This is a genomic window from Nostoc sp. TCL26-01 (genome assembly GCF_013393945.1).
GTDB lineage: Bacteria > Cyanobacteriota > Cyanobacteriia > Cyanobacteriales > Nostocaceae > Trichormus.
Map to the genome: position 1 here is coordinate 581,692 of NZ_CP040297.1, position 22,987 is coordinate 604,678.

Consider the following 22,987-nt stretch of genomic DNA (forward strand, 5'->3'; position numbering starts at 1 on the left):
GAACAATTTGTTCTTATATGGTCATTTTAAAGAGAAGCGCACCATTACCAGGATCGGTCTTCACGTCTTTCTACAGTAGTATTACTTCCCTATTTGCCCACCCTCTCACAGTAGGAATTTTATTTTTAAATGAGATTACTGGGAAATATAGCTGACTCCGTTACTGGATCAAAAAAGTGAATTTTGTCTGGAGTGAGTGATAGCCATAGTTGCTCACCAATACTGACTAAACGTTCTGGTGGAATGCGGACTTGGAGAGAATTGGTTGTGTATGTAAACCGAGATTCAGTTTGAGCTAAGGTGACAGTAATGTAAGAATCATTACCGAGGTTTTCCACCAAATCTACTTGGACGGGCAGATTTTTAGTAGCAGGTACGCTTAAAGTTAAGTGTTCTGGACGAATGCCTAAAATAATGGTTTGTCCATCATATTTTTGTAGCGCGGTTCCCCAGACTTCTGGGAGAGTAAAACGGAACTGGGAATGGGTAATTAATAGTGGTGCATGAAACTCCACGGGAATAAAATTCATTGGGGGTGTGCCAATAAATTCAGCGACAAAGCGATTAGCAGGATGATTGTAAAGTTCTAAAGGGGATGCAACTTGTTGAATTTGCCCTTGATTCATGATGGCAATGCGATCGCCCATTGTCATCGCTTCTGTTTGATCATGGGTAACATAGATCGTTGTTGTCCCTAAATGACGCTGTAATTTGACAATTTGGGCGCGGGTTTCGGCTCTTAATTTGGCATCTAAGTTAGACAGTGGCTCATCCATTAAGAATACTTGGGGATTGCGAGCGATCGCTCTTCCTAATGCTACCCTCTGTCTTTGTCCACCCGATAGTTGTTTCGGTAAGCGATGCAGCAGGGTTTCCATTTGTAACAACTGAGCCACAGCACGTACTTGCTCATCTACTTCTCGTTCTTTGTCAGAAATGTAACGCAGTCCTTTCGGTAACTTTCTTGTCACACCTACGAGGAGATTTTCTGCCCAGGGGGGGAGAGGGGAGGAGGGGGAGAGGGGGGATGGGGGGATGGGGTGAAAGATTTGTCCCCTTGTCCCCTTGTCCCTCCTGTTCCAGAACGGCGACGCAAGCCGAAAGCGATGTTGTCATATACACTCATGTGGGGATAGAGGGCGTAATTTTGAAACACCATCGCAATGTCTCTTTCTTTTGGGGGCAAATCATTAACTAAGCGATCGCCTACCCAAATATTACCGCCTGTCATGACTTCCAAGCCAGCAATTAACCGCAGTAGGGTGCTTTTACCACAGCCAGAAGGCCCCACTAGCACCATAAATTCCCCATTGGGAATAGTCAGGTTAATCCGCCGCAAGACATTGATATTGTCGTTTACTTCTGCGGCTGCACCAGTTTTCTGGCTAGATGGGGTTGCTGTGCTTTCCCCTTTACGCGGGGGAAAGCTTTTGTAAATGTTTTCTAAAACAACTTGCGCCACGGGTGTTAATTATTAGTCATTAGTGAGCTAGCGCGGTCTTGGGGGTTTCCCCCATGAGCGACTAGCGAACTCGTAAGAGTCATTAGTCAATGGTCATTAGTCAAAGAAGTCCTGGACTATAAACTAATGACGAAGGACATTTTAGCGTTCATGATACACGTTCTGGATGAATACAAAAAATTAAAAAAATTGCTGGCATTCTCGAAAGCACACTAAGCTTAATTTTAGGGCTGTCTGGAGGTGTTGTCATGATTACCAATGTACCGCAAGACGTGAGTATCAGTTCTGCCCATGAGATTTTAGATGTACAGACTACCGATTGTTGCATTGTCGGTGGCGGCCCGGCTGGGGCTGTGTTGGCTTTGCTGTTGGCGCGTCAAGGGATTTCTGTGATGTTGCTGGAAGCCCATAAAGATTTTGATCGGGATTTTCGCGGCGATACGATTCACCCATCGGTGATGCAAATTATGGAAGAGTTGGGTTTGAGCGATCGCCTTTTACAATTACCTCATAGCAAGATGCGGCAAATTCGGGTAAAAACGCCAGAAAATACGTTTACAATGGCTGACTTTAGTCACCTAAAAACTCGCTACCCATATATTACAATGCTGCCTCAAGTGAAATTCTTGGAGTTTATTACCCAGGAAGCACAACAATATCCGTGTTTTCAACTAGTGATGGGGGCGAATGTACAGGAATTAATTGAGGAAGATGGGGTAATTCATGGTGTGCGCTATCGAGGGGCTGGTGGTTGGCACGAAATTCGGGCAATGTTGACAGTGGGTGCAGATGGTCGTCATTCACGGTTACGACAGTTGGGGAATTTTGTAGCGGTGGAAACTTCGCCACCAATGGATATTCTCTGGTTTCGCTTACCTCGTCAACCAGAAGATGAGGCAGGAGGGATGGGCCGTTTTGCACCGGGTCGGATTATCGCTATGCTTGACCGTGGGGATGAATGGCAAATTGCGTATGTGATTCCTAAGGGAGGCTATCAAAAGTTACGGGCTACTGGTTTAGCAGCATTAAAACAGTCTGTGGTGGAAGTTGTACCAGAATTGAGCGATGGCGTTCCGCCCAGCGTAGCTGATCGCATTCACAGTTTACATGATTGGTCACAGGTAGCTTTTCTCTCGGTGGAATCTAGTTTGGTGAAGCATTGGTGTCGTCCAGGATTGCTGCTAATTGGTGATGCAGCCCATGTCATGTCCCCAGTTGGCGGAGTCGGGATTAATTACGCCATTCAAGATGCAGTAGTAGCAGCAAATGTCTTGACTAAACCACTGCAAAATCACCATGTAGAAATTAGCGACTTAGCCAAAGTCCAGCGTCAACGAGAATTACCAACACGTATCATCCAAGCATTTCAAACCTTGATCCAGAAGCGAATTTTTGCTCCTGTACTGGCTGCTGATAGTCCCTTTCAATCCCCTGTACCACCCATATTGCTACGCTTGCCAATTTTGCGCGACTTACCAGCTAGACTAATCGCTTTAGGTGTGTTCCCAGTTCATGTAAAAGTGTAGGGAATTTGCACAGCCAGATATAGCGGTTCCCACTCAGATGAGGTACAAGATTCTATTGCAAGGTGTAGAAGCAATTCATGTAGCCGAAGGCTGAAGGCAGGGTACATTGGTGTCAACTTCAGGAAAAAGTTAGATGAAGTTGGCGTTGAATCCAGATGATTTCGCCCTCATCCCCTCACCCCTTCTCCCATGTTTGGGAGAAGGGGAACAAGAATTCCTGACAGCAACGATTTTAAACCGATACTGTGAGTATTTGACTCCCATGTTTGGGAGAAGGGGAACAAGAATTCCTGACTCCCCTCTCCCAAATGTGGGAGAGAGGGGTTGGGGGTGAGGGAAAAACGTTGACACCAATGTGCAAGATATTGCCCCTACGGATGTACCTCACGTGAACGAGAACTGCCATAACACTAAAAAACGATCAGAAAATTCTCAGTAAATTCTCAGTGAGAAATTGTGTTGAGTTGACAACTTAATGGTACAATTATACTACTCATGCAGAAATCAATGCTCGTTTCAGTCAGGCGAAGGTAGAGAGTAGCGTCTTGTATGCTGTTCAACACTATCGCTTGGCTTTTATGCTAGAAATAACTTTAATCAGAGAGATTATTTATTTAGAGATAACGGATAGAGACTAATTACAAAAAATCCTAAAACAGAAATCTATGAGCTTACCTCTGAGTTTAGACGAGCAGCAGGTTAGTAATTTACTAACCGGTGACGCTAATTCTATTTTGAATTCTGACTCATAACTCCTGACTCCTGACTCCTGACTTCTTACCCCTATTTTCCAAACACTGAGGAGAATTTAATGAACAGCTGTGTATTAATGGCAGAAATCATTCAAGAACCGCAACTACGCTATACATCCGATAATTTAGCAGTCACAGAAATGTTGGTGCAATTTCCCAACTCCCAGAAGCCAGAAGATCCACCAGCCACATTAAAAGTTGTCGGTTGGGGGAATTTGGCTACAGAAATTCAGCAAAATTATCACCAAGGCGATCGCGTGATTATAGCAGGACGCTTGGGTATGCAAACCGTTGAGCGTCAAGAAGGTTTTAAAGAAAAACGTGCCGAGTTGACAGTACAACAAATTCAGTCTGTTAACGGCAGTTTCATCTCTTCGTCATCAACACCCAGAACACCAGTAGCCACAGAAACCCCCTCTCGTCCCCCAACTCCCCAAAACGAACTACCCACCTACGAACCACCACGCCCAACACCGACCCCAGCCACGAGTACAGTTAACACTCCGCCCCCAGCCAAAAACTACGAACCCCAACCTAGTAAATACCAGCCAGTAGAAGAACCAGACCCAGACGATATTCCATTTTAGGGATTGGGGATGGGGGACTGGGGACTGGGAATGGGACAAGGGAATAATTTTTTACCTATCTGTCCATGCTTCCTTACTCCCTATTCCCCATTCTGCAAAACTACTGCTAAAATCCAAATAATTTTCACCCCGTACTCCTATGAGCGAAAATGTCCTAGAGGTTCGTAATCTCCAAGTTGAATTTTCCAGTGATGGCAATCCTGTCAAAGCTGTGGATGGTATTTCTTTTCAGCTAAATCGAGGCGAAACTCTAGGAATAGTGGGTGAATCAGGGAGTGGGAAATCAGTCACTTCCTTGGCGGTTATGGGTTTGTTGCAGCATCCCGGTAGAGTTAGCGGTGGCGAAATTTGGTTCCGTCAGCAGGCGAATGCTAATCCGATTAATTTAGCAGAGTTACCACCTGAGCAAATGCAACTATATCGGGGTGGCGACATCGCTATGATTTTTCAAGAACCGATGAGTTCGCTTAACCCAGTCTATACAATTGGGTTTCAGCTGACGGAAGCAATTATGCGCCATCAGAATGTTACCTTAGCTGAAGCGCAAAGAATTGCGATCGCTGGACTGCAAGAGGTAAAACTTTTACCTAGTGATGAGTTAATCAAAGAACAACATCAAGAAACGTGGCTACAAACTAACCCGAACTCTCAACTAGATGAGTTTAAGTTAGCCCAGTTGGTGAAACAGCATAAAGAAACCATGCTGGAACGTTACCCTCATCAACTATCTGGGGGACAGTTGCAACGGGTAATGATTGCAATGGCTATTTCTTGTAACCCGTTGCTATTGATTGCCGATGAACCTACAACAGCTTTGGATGTGACGGTACAAGCTACAATCATTGAGTTGTTGCGGGAATTGCAACAACGCCGTCAGATGTCATTGATTTTTATCACCCATGATTTGGGGTTAATTTCGGAAATTGCTGACCAAGTAGCGGTGATGTACAAAGGTAAAATTGTCGAATATGGTGCAGCCGAGCAAATTTTTAGTCATCCCCAACACCCATACACTAAAGGTTTGGTAGCTTGTCGCCCCACACTTAATCACCGTCCTCACAAATTACTCACTGTTTCTGACTACATGAGTGTAGAAGAAACACCAACTGGACAATTAATTATCCAAGAAAAAGCACCCTTGCAACCTGCGGAAATTTCCTGGGAAGAAATCTCTACTCGCTGGGAAAATTTAGCACAACAGAAAGCTTTACTGCAAATTCGTAACCTGAAAGTAGGTTTTCCCGTCAAGGGCTGGTTTGGTGGAGTCAAGCGTTATCACATGGCGGTGAATGATGTTTCCTTTGATGTCAAGCCAGGGGAAACTGTGGGGTTAGTGGGAGAATCGGGTTGTGGTAAAACTACTTTGGGAAGGACTTTGTTACGGTTAATCGAACCGATGGGTGGTCAAATTATCTTTGATGGACAAGATATTACCAATCTCAAAGGCGAACCGTTACAAAAATTAAGGCGAGAGATGCAAATCGTCTTTCAAAATCCTTTCAGTTCCCTTGATCCCCGAATGAAAGTGGGAGATGCAGTGATGGAACCGTTGCTAATTCACGCTGTCGGGAAGTCACAACGACAACGGCGAGAACGAGTAGTGGAACTATTAGAACGAGTCGGTTTGAATGCAGATGCTATCAACCGCTATCCTCATCAATTTTCTGGTGGTCAACGTCAACGGATTTGTATAGCTCGTTCTTTGGCTCTCAATCCTAAATTTATTATCTGTGATGAATCGGTTTCGGCTTTAGATGTGTCGGTACAAGCCCAAGTTTTGAATTTGCTTAAAGAATTGCAATCAGATTTTCAGCTAACTTACATATTTATTTCCCATGACTTAAGCGTGGTGAAATTTATGAGCGATCGCATTCTCGTCATGAATCGTGGTCAAATAGTCGAAGAAGGTACAGCCGAAAGTATTTACCGCGAACCTAAAGAAGCTTATACACAAAAATTAATCGCTTCAATTCCTACAGGTAGCCCCGAAAGAGTACGTAGCCATCATCTACGAACTTCTTGATATCGCTTGACCTAAAAGTTCCTTTTTAACTCTGTGTCTTCTCTGCGAGACGCTTTGCGAACGTGCCTCTGTGGTGAAAAATAATTCAATCACAAAGACACAGAGAGAAAATAATCTGTGACGAATATCACCCAAAATTTTGATAGCGATCGCTGATCTTCTGTCAGTCATCATCTAGTCTAAGTCTAAAATAAGTTAAGCTTAACACTTATATAAGCTTAGGTTATTATCTGGATCTTGATGGGGAGTAAAGATGATGCTAGAAAAACTTTTGCTGGCTGCCATCCTCACATTGACTTTGAGTTTATTTACACAAGTGAAGTGGTCTTCTTTTGACACGTTTAAGAAAATGAACTTTCAGGAAAAATCACCAGAAGTTGCTGTGCTTACTAGACTGGTAGGTAATTTAGAGAATTAATTTAGGTCAGTATCTACTGAGGGCAAACTGCTCAAAGGACTCATATCATAAGCTGAAGTATAAATTTGTTTGAGTTTTTTTGAGTACTCAGTAGAAAATTTTTGAGCCTGACTATGAAAAGTTTAACTATAGCCATATCGACATTTTTCACCACACTTAGTCTAACCAGCATTGCTCAAGCAGCCAACCAAGAGCATATCAGACAGTTATTAGCAACTAAACAATGTCAAAACTGTGACTTGACTAGTGCGGGTTTAGTGATGGCTGACTTGTCAGGAGCAAATTTAACTGGTGCTAATCTCACAGGTGCTAATCTGAGTCGAGCAAATTTAACTGGTGCTGATTTACGGGGGGCAAATTTAGCCGGTGCTGGCTTATTTGGCGCAAATTTGAGTGAAGCTAAACTGGGTGGAGCAAATTTAGTCGGTGCTGATTTACGCAATACATATCTAGCCAATGCAGAATTCACCAGCGCATATTTGCAGGGTACTAACTTTCAAGGTGCAGTTGGCATACCATTACAAATTGCCACTCCCGAAGAATTTTATGCCTGGGGTGTAGCCGAAGCCCAAAAAGGCAACCAACAACAGGCTATCAATTATTTTAATCAAGCGATCGCTGCTAAACCAGAGTATGCTGGTGCATACTTAGCCCGTGGTGTTGCCCGCTACCAAATTCTTGACCGAAAAAATGCCTTTGAAGATGCCCAAACAGCAGAAAAACTCTTCACATCCCAAAACAACACCACCGGCATCCAAACTGCTCAAGCTTTTATCAAAGAGTTACAAACACCATACACAGAAAAAGTCAGTGCCGGCAAACCCAGCTTTTTTGACTTTTTAGGCAGTCTGGGTTCAGTTTTGCTACAGTTCCTGCCGTTTTGACCGTGAGAGTTATGAGTGCTGAGTGCTGAGTAAGAGAGTGTGGGAGTGTGGGAGTGTGGGAGTGTGGGAATGTGGGAGTGTGGGAATGTGGGAAAAGTAGAAAAGTAAGTAGGTTGGATGAACCACAGGGAAACCAACCTACAACCAATGACTAATGACCAATGACCAATGACCAATGACTAATGTCATTTAGAAATTATAGCCAACACCTAATAGCAAACCAACATCAGTTTCATCTAAAAAGGCAGCGTTGACAGCACCAGTAGCGGTAAATCTAGAGCCTAAAGGAATATCAATACCGCCAGTTAACAGCAAACCAACATCTGCATCATCGCTTGTTTCAATGGCTACACCAGCACCAATGTAAGGTGAAACAGGGAATCTTGTTTGACTTGTAGGTTCTACTGTACGCGGAACGAAATCTAAAGTTACAGGAACCAGAACTACTGTATCGTCACCAAACACTGCTGATGGGCGCACAGATATTGTCCGTGTTAGCCCAATTTTGCTGATCACTGCAATGTTGCCATCACTTAGGGCTGAATCACCACCCAAACCAATGTTACCAGCCACGCCAACATAACTGGAGCCACCACGAGTAGCTCTACCTGGTGTAACATCAGGAGTCTGAGCTTGATTAGTTTCCCCTTGGGGTTGCTGACTTGTCAAGTTAGGTGGAATCAATACTTCGTTGATGGCATGGATAACACCATTACTAGCTTGGATATTTGGTTGGACAACTCTAGCTTCGTTGACAGCAATTTGATTGTTAGCGCTGTCAACTTTGATATTGATAGATCCTTCCTCAGCAGTTTTTAATTGCCCAGAAGAGAGTTGACTAGAGGTTAATTGACCAGGAACCACATGATAGCGGAGAATTTTTACTAACAACTCTTTGTTTTGTGGTTGCTGCAACTGTTCTAAAGTCCCGGCTGGTAAAGCTGCAAATGCTTCGTTGGTGGGTGCAAAAACTGTGTAAGGGCCTGGTTGTTGGAGAGTTTCTGTTAAACCTGCTGTTTTCAATAGAGAAGCTAAAGTACTAAAAGAACTGTTAGAAGCCGCTAGGGAAACAATATCGTTAGCGCCTGGGGTTGTTTGATTACCTCCAGTCGTACTAGAAACTATATAGTTAGTAGCTGCAACATTGCTGGCTAGAGGTTGTGCTTGTCCTTGTTTAACTAAAGCTTGATACAACAGTGCTGCTGCTTCTGCACGAGTCAGAGAGACGCTGGGATTAAGTTGTTTCACATTTGGGTAGTTAACAACTACATTGGCTTGTGTAGCTCCGGCGACACCGTTGACTGCGTAGTTAGGAATGGTGGCTGCGTCTGTATAGGAGTTACTTAAAACACTAGATGCAGCATCACTACTAGCCAAGTTTAAACCATTACTCAAAGCCACGATCGCCTGTACTCTAGGAATTTGTTGATTGGGGCGAAATACGTTTCCAGGATAACCAGATAAAAATCCTGTTTCGTAAGCTTCTCGAATTGCCGCAGATGCCCAAAAATTCGTTGGGACATCGGTAAATCCGCTTGCACCTATTTGCCGTACTGGTTGTTGGTTAAAAGCTTTTTGAATTAATGTCGCAAATTCAGCTCGACTGACTGGTTGATTAGGTTTAAAAGTACCATCGGGAAAGCCGGAAATAATATTTCTTGCTGCTAAAGCTTGAATAAATGGTTGCGCCCAATAATCGGAACTAACATCGGTAAAATTAGCGGTGGTAGTAGTAGAAGGGGTAGTTGATGGAACTGGTGTTTGAGCTAAAACCGGAGATGAAAATGTCACAGGATTGATGGCGATCGCACTCACCCCCAAAGCCAGTAATGTTGTTAATGACAAACGCACCGTACTAAACATGAAAATTTCCTCCAAAAGAACATAGCAAGATGGCAAAAATACAGAAATTGACTATAGGAAGCAGCAATACACTCAAAGGGTGTTGGAAAAGTTTCAGTAGGTATAAAAATGTCATTCTGACTGGAGCGGAGCGTCAGGAAGAATCTAGGTTTTGTGGCACATACCGAGATGTTTCATTCCGCTACGCTGCATTCAACATGACAAAGAAATAGACTTTTCAAACTTCCTCTCACACAAAGGCGCAATTTATTTGTCTAAAAGACCAAACTTTTACACCAATAACCCTGAAATAGAATGTACTCAAATCTAAAGTACAACTCATTTACTAGTAAGAAAAAATGCTCTTTCTCATTGCATTTTATACTTTTATTTTTCAAGATTTTCTGATATTTAACAATTAGCCAAAAGTGACATATTTTAGATATTATTTCATCCTTTAGACTGGTTTTTTATTACCAAGAATGCCTAAATAAACGCTGGAAAATCTAAGTTTATGAAAGGCGATCGGCAATAAGGAAAAGCCAGTAAACCTTAAAACAGTGAACAGTGAACAGTAAACAGTTATCAGTTATCAAGGCGTAAATTATTCTTTACTGATAACTGATAACTGATTTGGTTACGGCTCATTTTTACTTTCTCAAATGCCCAAATCCTTACACAGCCGTAACACAACGGCAATAAAGCGGGAGGAACATCCACGCCGCTTTTTGCCTCCCCTACCTTAATATTTACTACTAATTACTTATCCCCTATCCCCTATCACCTATCCCCTGTCCCCTATTCCCTAGACATTCTCATCCAAAATTGTGCCTTCTAAATTAGCGTCTGCTAAATTTGCACCACTGAGATTTGCCTGACTTAAATCTGCTTGAGTAAGATTTGCTTGAGTCAAATCGGCTATAGTTAAATCTGCATGACTTAAATCTGCTCTATCTAAATTAGCAGCTTGCAAATTGGCTTCGTGTAACTCTGCTTCACTCAAGTTGGCTTGGATTAGTTTGGCAACAGTCAAATCAGCATGACTCAAATTAGCACTGTCTAATATAGTGCCTGCTAAAATTGCTCCATCCAAAATCGCCGCAAATAGATTACTTCCTGTCAAGTTAGCATTGCTCAAATCTGCTCCATTTAAGTCCGCTTCAATTAAACTAGTGTTTGTTAAGTTAGCATGACTCAAATTAGCTCCATCTAAAATGGCTTGATCAAAAATTGCTCCACTCAAGTCAGATCCTCTTAAGTCAGCCTCACTCAGATTAACACCTGTAAAGTTTCTTACACCAGCCGCATAGCTTTTGAGAAGTTCGGTTGCTTTCATAGTTAAAGTAATTTCCTGCTACTTAGGCAAATAAAAGATGCCCTATACGCGCCACAGGGGAGCATTTTTAGTATTTAGTCAGTTCTGTAATAAAAATACTGAGTTTTGACTAAGGTTACTACTATCTGTAGTTATGAACTAATTTCATCCTTCTTGGGGATGTTGATTCAGAATGCACTGATAAGTGTCTTTACTCCCAAATTATTCTCATTTTCTTGATTTTTAATCAGGAAAGACAGGTTGATGAGTTGTATCAAAATAAAATTCTTTCTCATGCTTTAGGAGGAAGACATTTTGCTGCTGCATTGTGGAATTGTCTTGTGAACAAATTCTGGAAAGTCTCTTGAGTGTTGGATGTTAGTGTTTAAGTATTATTGCGGTGAAATTAAGCAAATAAGTAAAAAATACTATTGCTTGGCTTTCTGTATGAAGATATTAGGCGATCGCCTAATCTTCTGGGAACACTAAATACAGTACTCTCAAAACCAACCATAGCCACATAAATGCGAGGAGGGGTAAAGTTGTGAAATTATTTTGGGATGTAAGTTTTTATACTATTTTTTGGTTGTGGAATCTGACATTTTTGGGGCTAGTTTATTTTGGGATCTTGCCACTGGTAGGTGTGCCGTTATTTCTCGCTACTTTGAGGGGTGATATCCCGATTGAATTTTCTTTAACTCTTGTTACCTTAATTGCCATTCCCACCATTTCTAGTATTGTTGGTGGCTGGCGATTTACCCAACAACCATTGCAATTAATCCGCCTATTTTATGGTGTAGAAGCACCCCTATTTATCTTGTGTTTATTGCGGTTGTTTCTCATCCGTGAACTGACACCTGCTAGCAGTCAAATTCTCATGACAATTGGTGTTTGTATAGCAGCTTTCACCGGTGAATTATTTTGGGGCTATGCTTCTCGAAGGAAGAATGCTTTGCAGTGGGTGCAAATGCTAGCTCATACTTTAATGCTGCTATTTGGCATTTATGCTGGGGCAATTTTGCTATTTTATGCCCTGCCTATAGTGGTATTCTTGCTACAAGAATTTATCAAATTTCAATGGCTATCATTTCTCTGGTATGTATTAAAAAATACATTTTTCTTTGGCGGGTTTTGGATTCTCCTGATCTGGTTTGTTCTGTCTACTTTTAGTGCCACTTTATTTATTTTCATGCCTTCGGCACTATCCGCGATGTATGTCAGTTCGGGCGTGAGAATTTTACGCAATTTCGCTTCAGAACATGGCAAAAAACGCACCCTGGCTGGTGCAAGTGCGGTGGTGATAGCTTTTGCTGTTTCTTTTCTTTCTTTACAACAACAGCCCCAAACACAAGCTTTTGCACTATTAGCTAAGTCTCCCACAAATGATAGCGATCGCCAAACTCTACTCGCCAAATCAAATGAAATTCGTACAGGCTTAGTCAACGCTTATCTATCTTCTTACCGCTATCTCAGCACTCGCCAAGACAACAATCACATCAGCGCCATGTATCGTGATCTCTTGGGCTTGGACAAATCAGCAGCAGATAAAGTACAAGATAGTTACAATTTCTTGATGTCACCATTTTTGTACAATGGTACAGAAAAAGATGATGATCAGGCAGAAAAACTTTACGCCGAATTTTTTGATCAGCCACTACAAAAAGCCGAGAAAAATGCTGTCACTCATGCAGTGCAATCTACTTTTAACCAGCAAGAAGTTAAAGCTGGGTTATTAAATATCAACGAGAAAAAGGTTTGGTTAGCATCTCAACAAGTCACAGTTAAAGAACATAATGACTGGGCTGATGTTGAGTTGTACGAAGTTTATAAAAACCAAACATCAGAAGTTCAAGAAGTTTTTTACTCTTTCTCTTTACCAGAAAGTGCAGTTATTACTGGCTTATGGTTAGGAGATACGAATAATTTAGCCAAACGTTTCTCTTTTGTGGTTTCTCCTCGTGGGGCTGCCCAAAAAGTTTATAATTCCCAAGTAGTGAGAGAACGTCCTATAGATCCAGCTTTATTGGAACAAGTGGGGCCTAGACATTATCGCTTGAGGGCATTTCCAATTCCTCCTAACAACGTAGTACAAGTAGAAAATGCCGCACCCCGTCCTACAGAAATGCACTTGTGGTTAACTTATAAGGTGATGGGGCAAGATAAAGGTTGGGCAATGCCAGATTTAGGAGAAAAGCGTAATATATTCTGGACTAATCAAACTAAGCGAATTCGTAACAGTAAAGAAATCGGCGGGAAACAAGATGAGTGGTTGGAAGAATTCATTCCCAGCAGCAGCAAAATTCAACCTAGATTACATGAAGTGAATTTAGAAAATGGCTACAAAATCTTAGCCAAACCTCTATCTAATCAAGATTACTCTTTACCAAAAGGACAGCGAGTTGCTTTAGTGCTGGATACTTCGCGCAGTATGGCTAACCATATCAAGGAATTATCGCCTACTTTATCTTGGTTGAAACAACACGGATTTGCTGATAATAACTTGCAGAATAATGATGCTGATTTGTACATCAGTGCTTCTGTCGGTGCTAAACCCAAACGAATAGATGATATCCAACAATTCCAACCAGAAAAAGTCACTTTCTACGGCACAATTCAACCCCAAGAAATGCTCTCCCAGTTCAATCAATTGCGTCAAGATACAACCTATGATGCTGTTTTATTGTTGACTGATGAGGGGAGTTATGAACTATCAACTGATAAGAAAAATGTCCCCGCCACACCAGCACCTTTATGGATGGTACATTTAGGTGGCTTGCCTGGAGCTTACAATGATGGCATCATTAAATCTATTCAAGATAGTGGTGGTGGAGTTGCTGTTGATATTGCCGAGGTGTTGCAACGAATTGCGACTAAATCTGTTTTGGGTGAATCGGTGGTTAGTGTGGTTAATGGTTATGCTTGGTATCTACAAACATTAGATACAGCAGCTACTAATTCTCAGCCACAGGAAGGTTTAGCAGCATTAGCAGCTAGACAATTGATTTTAGGTTTGAGTAAACAAATCAAACTAGATAATCTCAAAAGTTTAGATGCTATTCACACCATAGCCAAAAATTATGCAATTGTCAGTCCATATTCTTCAATGTTGGTGTTAGTAAATGATGAACAAAGACAGTTACTAAAAGCCGCAGAAGCCCAAAGCGATCGCTTTGAACGTAAAGTAGAAAATGGCAAAGAAAATCTCTCCAAACCTAGTAATCCTTTTAAAGTTAGTTCACCCGAACCATCGGGGGGCTGGATTTTGGGCTTGAGTGCGATCGCTATCTTTCTCTTTGTAAAACGTCGGCGTTAATTCTGCATAGAAAATAAGACGTAGAATCTTAGCAACCCGACTTCTTTAGCAAGCCGGGTTGCTTATTTATTAAGCATAATATATGATTGCTATTCAACCAATTATTTCTATACAAAAAAAGCACTGATAATTGTGCTAGCAGAAAATATGGCTACGCTAACAAAAATCAAATGTGAGTCTTATATGGTGAGACTTAAAGTTGATAAAAGAGATTTTTATAGCGTTTCCTAATCTACTGAAGTACTGAGTACATCGCTAATGAAATTGGGCAATCTCCGCGCTCCTCTGCGTTTTCCTCTGCGTCCCTCTGCGTTTAAAAAATTAATTCTGTACCTCACTTAATTGAGAACAGCTATATCAGCTTGTGTTACTAACTAAACTCTATAGTCTCCACAAACTCTAACAGACTTTCCTTGATATTGGCTACTTCTTCTTCAATAGATCCAGGAGTTTCATCATCTAAAAAACTGCGTTGACTACTAATTACATACAAAAAGTCATCTTTAATAAACGAAATCAACCCTCTATAAGCATCCAACTTTGTGAGAGTTCCATTATTGTCTTGTTGAGAAAATGTTGAACCTTGAGGCATATCGACTAAGACAAAATAATAGTCTAATGTGCCATTTTCTTGATATTCTGTATGCTTGATTTGCGCTTCTGGTAAATTATTTAAAATTGCTTGCGGCACGTATTTTTCTACCACAATATCTCGTAGATACGCTTGTTTTTCACCAGAGTCAAGTTCCTCTAGCTGTTCTGGCGGTAGGGAATAATAATCAATTCGCAACAAAGTCCCAAAATCATCAGAAAAACCCACTACACCTTCTTGGCTTTGAATTTTTCCCCCTTGTTCGGCATCCACTGGAATTGGCACGGTAAAATTGCCCAATGGTGATTCGTAAACTTCCTCAAAATCATCTTCAATGATGACTATTTCATCTTCGTCTGAGTAAATTTCACTGTCTAATTCTTGAAAAGCCGCAGTTACCTCTTGGATGATTTCCTGTGCTTCTTCCTCTTCTAGTTCCAACGCTTCCCGCAGCTTTTGCAAGTAAGGCTGTTTCTTTTGGGGAATTGCTAGTTCTTCTTCGTCTAAGAGGATAATTACCCCAGCCGCAAAACCATCCCAAACTAGTTCATCAGAAAGCGCTTGACTCGCAGCATTAAACAATGCTCCCACACTTGCGTCTTCTGCGATCGCTATCAGTTCATCAACAATTTCTACGATTTCATCTTCTGAGTATTCAGCAAAAACCTCAAATTCCCAAAGGATACCCGCTAAACCCTCTGCATCTACTTGTTCTATGGAAGTATCTGCAATGGCGGTAACTACAGCTATAGCGGCTACGGCTTCTTCTGGACTAAGAGATTCTTCTATATTCTGTTGTGAATTGAAAATTTGCTCATAACTAGTCATAAATGCTACCTCTAGCGAAACGCACTCATCTAAAGAAACTGCACCTTTTCGGGAAAATCAAGTAGGGGAAGTGGTTAGGAGAAATTTTGATATCACTCCCGTGATTTAGTTTTGATTTGGTTACAGCCAACTATTTTTACCACAATATTTGACTTTTATCCTCTAACATTTGAATGATTTTTAATCATAAATAGCTATCCATTAGAGAGATATTTCTCTATGTTGACGATAGCGATCGCATTCTGTTTTTTCGACTAATATATTAATTACTATTAAAAAATTGATTATATTTAAGTTATGGGTGATAAGTAAATATTAAGCTGAGATTAACTAAAGATTTAGAGGTATCACAGCCAATTTAATTATATTGATAATATGTAGCTACAAACCTACTGGCTGTCTCCATTATTTTTGTTTTGCAAACTGCTGAGGTTGCGACTAGCTACATCTGCACTAATTCCCCAGAGAATTAAACCCAAATAATCAGAAAATGGTTTAGCACCAAAAGTTAAACCGTTGTCTACATACAGTGAACCAATACCGACTAAAGATAAGCCAACTAGCAAAGTCAGGGATAAAAACGGTCGGATAATCCAAAATGTAGCACCAATCCGCACTTCATCAGAAACACCAGAGAGTAAAACTAAGAAATCTTGACACAATAGCAACTTTTTTGGAGTAGCTTCATCAGGGATAATCGGGAAATCATTGGCTATAAAACTCAACTTATTATCTACCTGTCGTTTTTGGTTGAGATTAATTAAACATCTCATCACTTCTTGCATAAACTTTTTCGCCGCAATATCATTCCTCTGTGCTAACGATGTTCGAGTTTTATTAATATTTGTTTGCAACTCTTGAGCAGTTTTTTCTAATGTTTCTTGTCCTTTTATTTCTAAGAGTTGATTTTCTATGTTGCGGAGTTTAGTTAAAGCTTCTAATCGAGATTCAATAGCATCTATTTCTGCTAAAGCTTTATCTATTTTGTCCCAGCGAATTAATTGTTCTACCCATTCAATCATGTGATTGAGTATCTGCTGATCTTCAGGATGGCTAATTTCTTGTTGAATTCTGGCTTTGAGTCGATAAACGGCTTTAATGGCTCTTGTCAGGCTACCACCAGACTCTTGCATATACTTAAATAATCGACCTAAAATTACACCAAATATCAACACCATCAGAGGTAAAATTGGTCCAGAGCGCATTTTTAAATCTACAGGGATGGCTAATCGTTGAGTTTGCCCAGATAAAGTAAAATAGATAGCACCAGTGTAGCGATCTGGAGGAATAGCATCACGATTTAAATTTAAGGGTAAAGTAATGATGCGATCGCTCGCTAAAGTTATCGCTCCTTGAGGTAAACTCAAAGCTGTATCTGTTAACTGATATCCTGTTTGTTCACCTTTAACAATAACTTTGGCATCGATAATGGTAACAGGTGCTTGAGTCGGGTTATCAAACTGGAGTTGCCATTGATTTAAAAATGCACTCGCAGGTAGCAACCCTTTAGCAATTAAGTAGTCAAACCATCCTAAGAAACCATCACAGTTAACTAAGCGCAATTGAATTTGCTCAGTACCAGCTAAGGGTATGAGGGTTGGTTTCGCTTTGGCCACTACTTTAATGGGAATAGTTTGTATCTGCTGCTGATGCTGATTTGGTAGCAGTATTTGGAGTGTACCTTCATAAGTTCCCGGTAGACGAATATCGGTAACTTTCAGTTGAAAATCTCTAGGAACTCCCATGAAAAGTTCTGGTTCACCCACCACAACTACTTGCTGACGGTTAATAATTTCACCGCCTTCTTTACGCCGTAAATCAGATGTTAAAAAGACGATTTGCTCGATATTTTCTCCCTCAGCAGTTAATCGTAAGTTGCCCACTAAAGCACTTTCTTCACCTAACCAACCAGTAATATTAATAGATTTATCACTAGCATCTACTAATATATTGGCAGCAGCTCTCACAGAAATTGGATGAGCAATAATAATTGCCGACAGCAAGATAGATATTATTCTGTATTTCATGAGCAATTCTCAATATTTAGTGGCGAATTAATATCGATAGGAATTACGCATGAAATAACAATTGAGACATTGCATGGCAACGTCTGTACAAGTTTTTTGATTCCAGATAGTTAAATTTTACTGCATTATCCAGCCATACAGTTTAGTTAAGGCTAAACATCAAATCTGAGGTAGTGGCATATCTAGATTAAAATGTGGCAATGGATTAGATAAAATTAACTGCAGATGGACGCAGATGATAATACCCTATTTTAGTCTAGACACGCCACTAGGTCTAATACACAAATTTAGGCTTGCCGTACCAATACTGGCGTGGCAAGCCTAAAATGTTGCATTGAAATTGTAGTGGATCGAAACAGCTAAAATAGTGCATTAGGCATAGGTTGGATTAAGCGTAGCGCAACCCAACACAGATCAGAATGTTGGGTTACGCAAAGCCTCCAACGCCACTTTACTCAAGTCGGGGAACCCGCCCACGTGAGTGGCTCCCCAACCTACAATTTTATTGCCACATTTTAGCCTTGCCACGCCTACGCAATTTTCAGAAATCAAATATGAGTGAGTCCTATAGTATCTAGCCTGTCAAGAATAGGGTATGTAAAAACTGAATGACTTCAGCAGCTACTTATTTAGTCGATTGCTTTTTTCAACTCATCTTTGATGTTTTCTGTTGTGTGAATCACTTGAGCTTCAGCTTGTTTAGCTTTGCCTTCTGCTTTATCTGATGGATTACCAGTTGCTTCACCAATAACCTCTTGGATTTTGCCTTCAATGTTTTTAGCAGTTGCTTCAATTCTTCTTTCAGTACTCATATTTTTCTCAAATGATTTAAAATACCAACATGATAAAAACTATCAGAAATGCAATTTTTTATTGTCCTCCCCAAGAAAGATATAGTTGGAAATATTTAAATTACCTGAGATAGATACATAAAAATATATCTTATGAGATATTGATTTACGCTCAAAATAGCATCCCATAACAGGAAAATACAGAGGTGAAAATAAAACAGCAAAAAAATGGGTGGAAAAGAGAGATAAATGATATTGTCCGGGGTATTTGTGGAGGCTTCCTTTTTGGTATCCCTTTGCTATACACTATGGAAGTGTGGTGGGTAGGGTCGTTAGTCAAACCACCGTTAATGATGGTAGCGATCGCCTTGATGTTTATTGTCGTTTTTTTACTCAATCATACAGAAGGCTTTCGTAAGCGCAGACATAGTTGGCGGACTCGTGAATCAGTCATAGATACCATAGAGGCAATGGCCCTGGGATTTGTTTGTTCTGCCTTTATGCTGTGGTTGTTGCGAGAGATTACACTAGAAACATCCTTGAAAGAAACTTTAGGCAAAATTGTTTTTGAAGGTGTACCATTTACTTTAGGTGTAGCATTAGCTAACCAATTTTTGGGAGATACAAGAGAGAATAATTCTCCCGCAAGTATGAATCAAGCAAGCGACACTAATAAAAATCAATCTGATGAATTGCACGGGACATTAGCTGATTTAGGTGCAACTCTCATTGGTGCTATTGTCATTGCCTTTAATATTGCTCCCACGGATGAAGTGTCAATGTTAGCAGCTGCCATATCACCGCCTTGGCTTTGGGGTATTATGGCTGCATCTTTGCTCATCTCCTATGCTATTGTTTTTCAAGCAGGTTTTTCAGACCAACAAAAACGTAGACAGCAAAAGGGGATTTTTCAACGACCGTTAAGTGAAACTACTATTTCTTATTTAGTCTCCCTATTAGCCAGTACTCTGATGTTGCTATTCTTCCAAAAATTAACTTTTGATGATCCTTGGAGGATATGGTTAGAACACACATTAGTCTTGGGATTACCAGCAACTATCGGTGGTGCAGCTGGTAGGTTAGCAATATGATGTCCACAGAACAAAAACCGGAACGTTCACTCGCGGAATGGGTAGCATTCAGCATCGCTTTATTTATCTTGGGAGTGATTATTACTTTAGTGGGCTATGTTTGGTTTAATGATAAAAATCAACCGCCTATCCTAGCAGTGACTAAAAAGCAGCAAATGATTCGGGAAATTAACGGACAATTTTATATTCCCTTTGAAGTTGTTAATACTGGTGGACAAACTGCTGAATCTGTACAAATTATTGCTGAGTTAGAGATTGGTGGTAAAGTGATCGAAACAGGTGAGCAACATATTGATTTTTTATCAGATAGCGAACAGGAAGAAGGAGCATTTATCTTTAGCAAAAATCCCAATGAAGGTAAATTAACTGTCAGGATTGCTAGTTATAAGTTACCTTAAAAAGTATTTATCAAAATGTTATAAAAAATGTAGGTTGGGTTAAGCGTAGCGCAACCCAACATGGATCGCAGAAACTGAGTATGGATCTTAGTGTTGGGTTTCCTTACGTCAACCCAACCTACTAGCGTGGTAAGCTTAAAATATTGGTTTCCAAAAATCTAGAAAACCGAAAAAGAGATCATTCTATGATTACTCAACCCAATAAATTAGACTTGCCGCCCTACTACGCATACAAGATAGGTGAATATTTTTTCAGTTTATTTCCGTGCTTGAATTACCTGTAAACTACCTCCTGCATACAAGGTTGATTTCAATACCTCAAAGCCAATTTCAGTTAATAATTGGGGTAAATCAGTTTTTAATAACTGCCAAGCTGTCTCTGTTTCAAACAGGAGTAAAAATAGCGATAAACCAGGCCAAAATATGGGATTTGTGGGACTGTGAAAATCTACTAAGGTAAACACACCTCCTGGCTTGAGGACTCGATAAACCTCTTGAAGAATTTCTTGTAATTGTTTTGGTTCCATTTCATGTAAAGCAGCGCTAGTATGCACCACATCAAACTGGTTGTTGGCAAAGGGCATTTTCTGGGCAAAAGCTTCTACATAAGTGGCTTGAGGAACATTTTGCTTTGCCCGACGCAAAGATAAGGGTGACGCATCTAGCCCTGTTACGTTTTGTGAATATTTCACTAAAAATTGCGTCCCTTGTCCACTGCCACAACACACATCTAAAACCGCAGTATCTGGATGAATCGTTAACTCTTGTAAAGCTAATTGCCGAAAACGGGCTTCTCCACCCACACTAATGGCGGCTACACGGGATATAGCATCGTATAGCCACTGATAACGGTAACTTAAATCTCGGAAAATTGTTGCCATTACACCATCCTTAACTGTTAAGCTTTATATTTAATAAAGATATATTGTTAACATTAGTAAAAAATCTGAAAAGGTTGGGGGAAAATAACTGCTATGGGTCGTGTAGGCGTATTATTACTCAATCTCGGTGGGCCTGATAAGCTGGAGGATGTAGGGCCATTTTTGTATAATCTATTCTCCGATCCAGAGATCATACGCTTACCATTCCGATGGTTGCAGAAACCCCTGGCTTGGTTTATCGCTACTCGGCGTACGGGAACGTCTCAAGCGAATTATAAGCAAATTGGTGGTGGCTCTCCACTGCGGCGGATTACAGAAGCCCAAGGGGAAGCCCTCAGAGAACAATTAGAGGAGATGGGCAAGGAAACCAATATCTATGTAGGAATGCGTTATTGGCATCCTTACACTGAGGAAGCGATCGCCCTCTTAACTCAAGATAATATCGATAACCTAGTAATCCTACCTCTATACCCCCAATTTTCCATCAGTACCAGTGGTTCTAGTTTCCGCTTATTAGAGAGACTATGGCAAGAAGACCCCAAGCTGCAACGGATTGAATATACAGTTATTCCCTCTTGGTACAAACAGCCTGGTTACCTGCAAGCAATGGCACAACTCATCAGCCAAGAATTAGACCAATTTCCCCATCCTGAACAAGTTCATGTCTTCTTTAGCGCCCACGGTGTCCCGAAAAGCTACGTGGACGAAGCAGGCGATCCCTATCAGCAAGAAATTGAAGAATGTACTGCATTAATTATGCAGACACTCAATCGCCCCAATCCTTACACCCTCGCTTACCAGAGTCGTGTTGGCCCTGTAGAATGGCTACAACCTTATACTGAAGACGCACTCAAAGAACTAGGCGGACAAGGTATTCAAGATTTAGTGGTTGTACCCATCAGTTTCGTTTCCGAACACATCGAAACATTACAAGAAATTGACATTGAGTATCGAGAAATAGCTGAAGAAGCAGGAATTCACAACTTCCGCCGTGTCCCTGCACCCAACACTCATCCAGTATTTATTCGCGCTTTGGCAGACTTGGTAATTGAGTCTCTGGACAAACCCAGTCTCAAACTATCGCAAGTTACCCAGATGAAGAAAAAGGTCAAGATGTACCCCCAAGAAAACTGGGAATGGGGTCTAACTACCAGCGCAGAAGTTTGGAATGGACGCATAGCCATGTTAGGTTTCATTGCTCTAATTATCGAGCTGATTACCGGTCATGGACTGCTACACATGATTGGTCTTTTGCAATGAAAGGAGTGAGGGAGTGATGAGTGCTGAGTGCTGAGTGATGAGTGATGAGTGCTGAGTGCTGAGTGCTGAGTGCTGAGTGATGAGTGCTGAGTGATGAGTGCTGAGTGATGAGTGATGAGTGCTGAGTGAGGGAGTGAGGGAGTGCTAACCATTGACTATTGACTATTGACTATTGACTATTGACCATTGACCATTGACCATTGACTATTGACTATTGACTTTCTTCCGGTAGCAAAGAAGTTTCTGCTTGAGTTTGATTACCTAATGCGGTAGCTTGGGTTAAGTTTGGTTTGATAATTATACTCACACCAATTGTCCAAGCGATCGCTACCATCCAACCTGCAAGTATATCACTGGGAAAATGCACACCCAGGTAAAGACGTGTCCAAGCAATGAGCATGATAAACAAGCTACCACTAACCAATACTAACCACCGCCACGAGGTAGCCCAAGTTAAAATTAGCAAGATTACCACCAGTGTCATACTGGTCATAGCATGACCACTGGGAAAGGCAAAATCAAATTCCGGCGCACCAGATTCCCATAAATGAGGACGAACTCGGTGCATTAATTCTTTAGCTGTGCGGTTAATAACAGTGCTGCCTATAGCAGTGGTGACTAGATAAACTAGCGATCGCCAGCGTTTTTGCTGCCATAATATTACAGCGATCGCACTGAGAATTGGTAATGCTGTCCAAAATGAACCTAACTTAGTCAGCACTACAGCGACAATATCTAATTGTGGTTGTGCTGTCGAGTGAACTGCCAGCAGAATTGGTAAATCCCAGGGAAAACCCGCTTCATACTGCCATAGCTTCACTGCTAGTAACTCAAATACTTGCAATGGTAAATATACTCCCACAAATAAGAGTAGGAGCGATCGCCAATGGGCAAGCAATAGATTTTGGATAAATGAAACAGATGACTGACGCTGTTTCCCAGTTTCTTTCCAACTTCCCATATTTATCAATTATCTAGCTAAACAATAATTAATGTA

16 protein-coding genes and 1 pseudogene are annotated in these 22,987 nt (G+C 41.0%); 9 read left to right on the forward strand and 8 right to left on the reverse strand.

Annotated features, from left to right (window positions below; all coding sequences use genetic code 11):
* Positions 1-125 precede the first annotated feature (125 nt).
* Positions 126-1,462: pseudogene (locus tag FD725_RS02405) on the reverse strand (ABC transporter ATP-binding protein); the annotation flags it as partial.
* A gap of 248 nt (positions 1,463-1,710) precedes the next feature.
* On the opposite strand from FD725_RS02405, the gene FD725_RS02410 reads away from it, so the two are divergent.
* The 5 genes from FD725_RS02410 to FD725_RS02430 all read left to right on the forward strand — a co-directional run bounded on the left by FD725_RS02410 (position 1,711) and on the right by FD725_RS02430 (position 7,652).
* Entirely contained in the window at positions 1,711-2,988 is a 1,278-nt protein-coding gene (locus FD725_RS02410) for an FAD-dependent oxidoreductase (protein ID WP_179046643.1), read from the forward strand.
* Positions 2,989-3,799: 811 nt separating this feature from the next.
* The gene (locus FD725_RS02415) at positions 3,800-4,327 is read left to right on the forward strand and encodes a single-stranded DNA-binding protein (protein ID WP_179046644.1); all 528 of its coding nucleotides are present in this window, start codon (positions 3,800-3,802) and stop codon (positions 4,325-4,327) included.
* A 139-nt stretch (positions 4,328-4,466) separates the two neighbouring features.
* Positions 4,467-6,350, forward strand: a complete 1,884-nt coding sequence (locus FD725_RS02420; RefSeq protein WP_179046645.1) for an ABC transporter ATP-binding protein — start codon at positions 4,467-4,469, stop codon at positions 6,348-6,350.
* 253 nt (positions 6,351-6,603) lie between these two features.
* Positions 6,604-6,768: a hypothetical protein gene (locus tag FD725_RS02425; protein WP_179046646.1), complete on the forward strand. Its 165-nt coding sequence runs from the start codon at positions 6,604-6,606 to the stop codon at positions 6,766-6,768.
* 113 nt (positions 6,769-6,881) lie between these two features.
* On the forward strand, positions 6,882-7,652 hold the full coding sequence (locus FD725_RS02430) for a pentapeptide repeat-containing protein (RefSeq protein WP_179046647.1): 771 nt from the start codon (positions 6,882-6,884) through the stop codon (positions 7,650-7,652).
* 189 nt (positions 7,653-7,841) lie between these two features.
* Here the strand turns inward: FD725_RS02430 and FD725_RS02435 are convergent, their stop codons facing one another.
* Both FD725_RS02435 and FD725_RS02440 read right to left on the reverse strand, forming a co-directional pair.
* Entirely contained in the window at positions 7,842-9,515 is a 1,674-nt protein-coding gene (locus FD725_RS02435; protein ID WP_179046648.1) for a fasciclin domain-containing protein, read from the reverse strand.
* Positions 9,516-10,299: 784 nt separating this feature from the next.
* Entirely contained in the window at positions 10,300-10,830 is a 531-nt protein-coding gene (locus FD725_RS02440; RefSeq protein ID WP_179046649.1) for a pentapeptide repeat-containing protein, read from the reverse strand.
* A gap of 523 nt (positions 10,831-11,353) precedes the next feature.
* Between FD725_RS02440 and FD725_RS02445 the strand changes: the two genes are divergently transcribed.
* On the forward strand, positions 11,354-14,122 hold the full coding sequence (locus FD725_RS02445; protein ID WP_179046650.1) for a TIGR02921 family PEP-CTERM protein: 2,769 nt from the start codon (positions 11,354-11,356) through the stop codon (positions 14,120-14,122).
* 370 nt (positions 14,123-14,492) lie between these two features.
* Here FD725_RS02445 and FD725_RS02450 read toward each other — a convergent pair whose 3' ends face one another.
* The 3 genes from FD725_RS02450 to FD725_RS02460 all read right to left on the reverse strand — a co-directional run bounded on the left by FD725_RS02450 (position 14,493) and on the right by FD725_RS02460 (position 18,381).
* Positions 14,493-15,542: a hypothetical protein gene (locus tag FD725_RS02450; RefSeq protein WP_179046651.1), complete on the reverse strand. Its 1,050-nt coding sequence runs from the start codon at positions 15,540-15,542 to the stop codon at positions 14,493-14,495.
* Between the two features lie 389 nt (positions 15,543-15,931).
* On the reverse strand, positions 15,932-17,569 hold the full coding sequence (locus FD725_RS02455; protein WP_179046652.1) for a hypothetical protein: 1,638 nt from the start codon (positions 17,567-17,569) through the stop codon (positions 15,932-15,934).
* Positions 17,570-18,198: 629 nt separating this feature from the next.
* A complete protein-coding gene (locus FD725_RS02460; protein ID WP_179046653.1) occupies positions 18,199-18,381 on the reverse strand; it encodes a CsbD family protein in 183 nt (60 codons plus the stop codon).
* A gap of 185 nt (positions 18,382-18,566) precedes the next feature.
* Between FD725_RS02460 and FD725_RS02465 the strand changes: the two genes are divergently transcribed.
* Positions 18,567-19,451 carry a TIGR02587 family membrane protein gene (locus FD725_RS02465; protein ID WP_179046654.1) on the forward strand — a complete coding sequence of 295 codons (885 nt, stop codon included), beginning with the start codon at positions 18,567-18,569 and terminating at the stop codon, positions 19,449-19,451.
* Positions 19,448-19,849 carry a TIGR02588 family protein gene (locus FD725_RS02470; RefSeq protein ID WP_179046655.1) on the forward strand — a complete coding sequence of 134 codons (402 nt, stop codon included), beginning with the start codon at positions 19,448-19,450 and terminating at the stop codon, positions 19,847-19,849. The genes FD725_RS02465 and FD725_RS02470 overlap by 4 nt, the downstream gene beginning before the upstream one ends.
* Positions 19,850-20,106: 257 nt before the next feature.
* Here FD725_RS02470 and FD725_RS02475 read toward each other — a convergent pair whose 3' ends face one another.
* Complete coding sequence (locus FD725_RS02475; protein WP_179046656.1) at positions 20,107-20,730, reverse strand: class I SAM-dependent methyltransferase; 624 nt, start codon at positions 20,728-20,730, stop codon at positions 20,107-20,109.
* A 93-nt stretch (positions 20,731-20,823) separates the two neighbouring features.
* Here FD725_RS02475 and hemH point away from each other — a divergent pair, with 93 nt between their 5' ends.
* Positions 20,824-21,990 carry a ferrochelatase gene (gene hemH / locus FD725_RS02480; RefSeq protein WP_179046657.1) on the forward strand — a complete coding sequence of 389 codons (1,167 nt, stop codon included), beginning with the start codon at positions 20,824-20,826 and terminating at the stop codon, positions 21,988-21,990.
* Positions 21,991-22,201: 211 nt separating this feature from the next.
* Here the strand turns inward: hemH and FD725_RS02485 are convergent, their stop codons facing one another.
* Positions 22,202-22,951, reverse strand: a complete 750-nt coding sequence (locus FD725_RS02485; protein ID WP_179046658.1) for a phosphatase PAP2 family protein — start codon at positions 22,949-22,951, stop codon at positions 22,202-22,204.
* Positions 22,952-22,987 lie beyond the last annotated feature (36 nt).

Bases quoted from the DNA above. Each gene is read 5' to 3' on its own strand.
- FD725_RS02410 (WP_179046643.1), top strand. From the start codon at position 1,711: ATGATTACCAATGTACCGCAAGACGTGAGTATCAGTTCTGCCCATGAG.
- FD725_RS02415 (WP_179046644.1), top strand. From the start codon at position 3,800: ATGAACAGCTGTGTATTAATGGCAGAAATCATTCAAGAACCGCAACTA.
- FD725_RS02420 (WP_179046645.1), top strand. From the start codon at position 4,467: ATGAGCGAAAATGTCCTAGAGGTTCGTAATCTCCAAGTTGAATTTTCC.
- FD725_RS02425 (WP_179046646.1), top strand. From the start codon at position 6,604: ATGATGCTAGAAAAACTTTTGCTGGCTGCCATCCTCACATTGACTTTG.
- FD725_RS02430 (WP_179046647.1), top strand. From the start codon at position 6,882: ATGAAAAGTTTAACTATAGCCATATCGACATTTTTCACCACACTTAGT.
- FD725_RS02435 (WP_179046648.1), bottom strand. From the start codon at position 9,515: ATGTTTAGTACGGTGCGTTTGTCATTAACAACATTACTGGCTTTGGGG.
- FD725_RS02440 (WP_179046649.1), bottom strand. From the start codon at position 10,830: ATGAAAGCAACCGAACTTCTCAAAAGCTATGCGGCTGGTGTAAGAAAC.
- FD725_RS02450 (WP_179046651.1), bottom strand. From the start codon at position 15,542: ATGACTAGTTATGAGCAAATTTTCAATTCACAACAGAATATAGAAGAA.
- FD725_RS02455 (WP_179046652.1), bottom strand. From the start codon at position 17,569: ATGAAATACAGAATAATATCTATCTTGCTGTCGGCAATTATTATTGCT.
- FD725_RS02460 (WP_179046653.1), bottom strand. From the start codon at position 18,381: ATGAGTACTGAAAGAAGAATTGAAGCAACTGCTAAAAACATTGAAGGC.
- FD725_RS02470 (WP_179046655.1), top strand. From the start codon at position 19,448: ATGATGTCCACAGAACAAAAACCGGAACGTTCACTCGCGGAATGGGTA.
- FD725_RS02475 (WP_179046656.1), bottom strand. From the start codon at position 20,730: ATGGCAACAATTTTCCGAGATTTAAGTTACCGTTATCAGTGGCTATAC.
- hemH (WP_179046657.1), top strand. From the start codon at position 20,824: ATGGGTCGTGTAGGCGTATTATTACTCAATCTCGGTGGGCCTGATAAG.
- FD725_RS02485 (WP_179046658.1), bottom strand. From the start codon at position 22,951: ATGGGAAGTTGGAAAGAAACTGGGAAACAGCGTCAGTCATCTGTTTCA.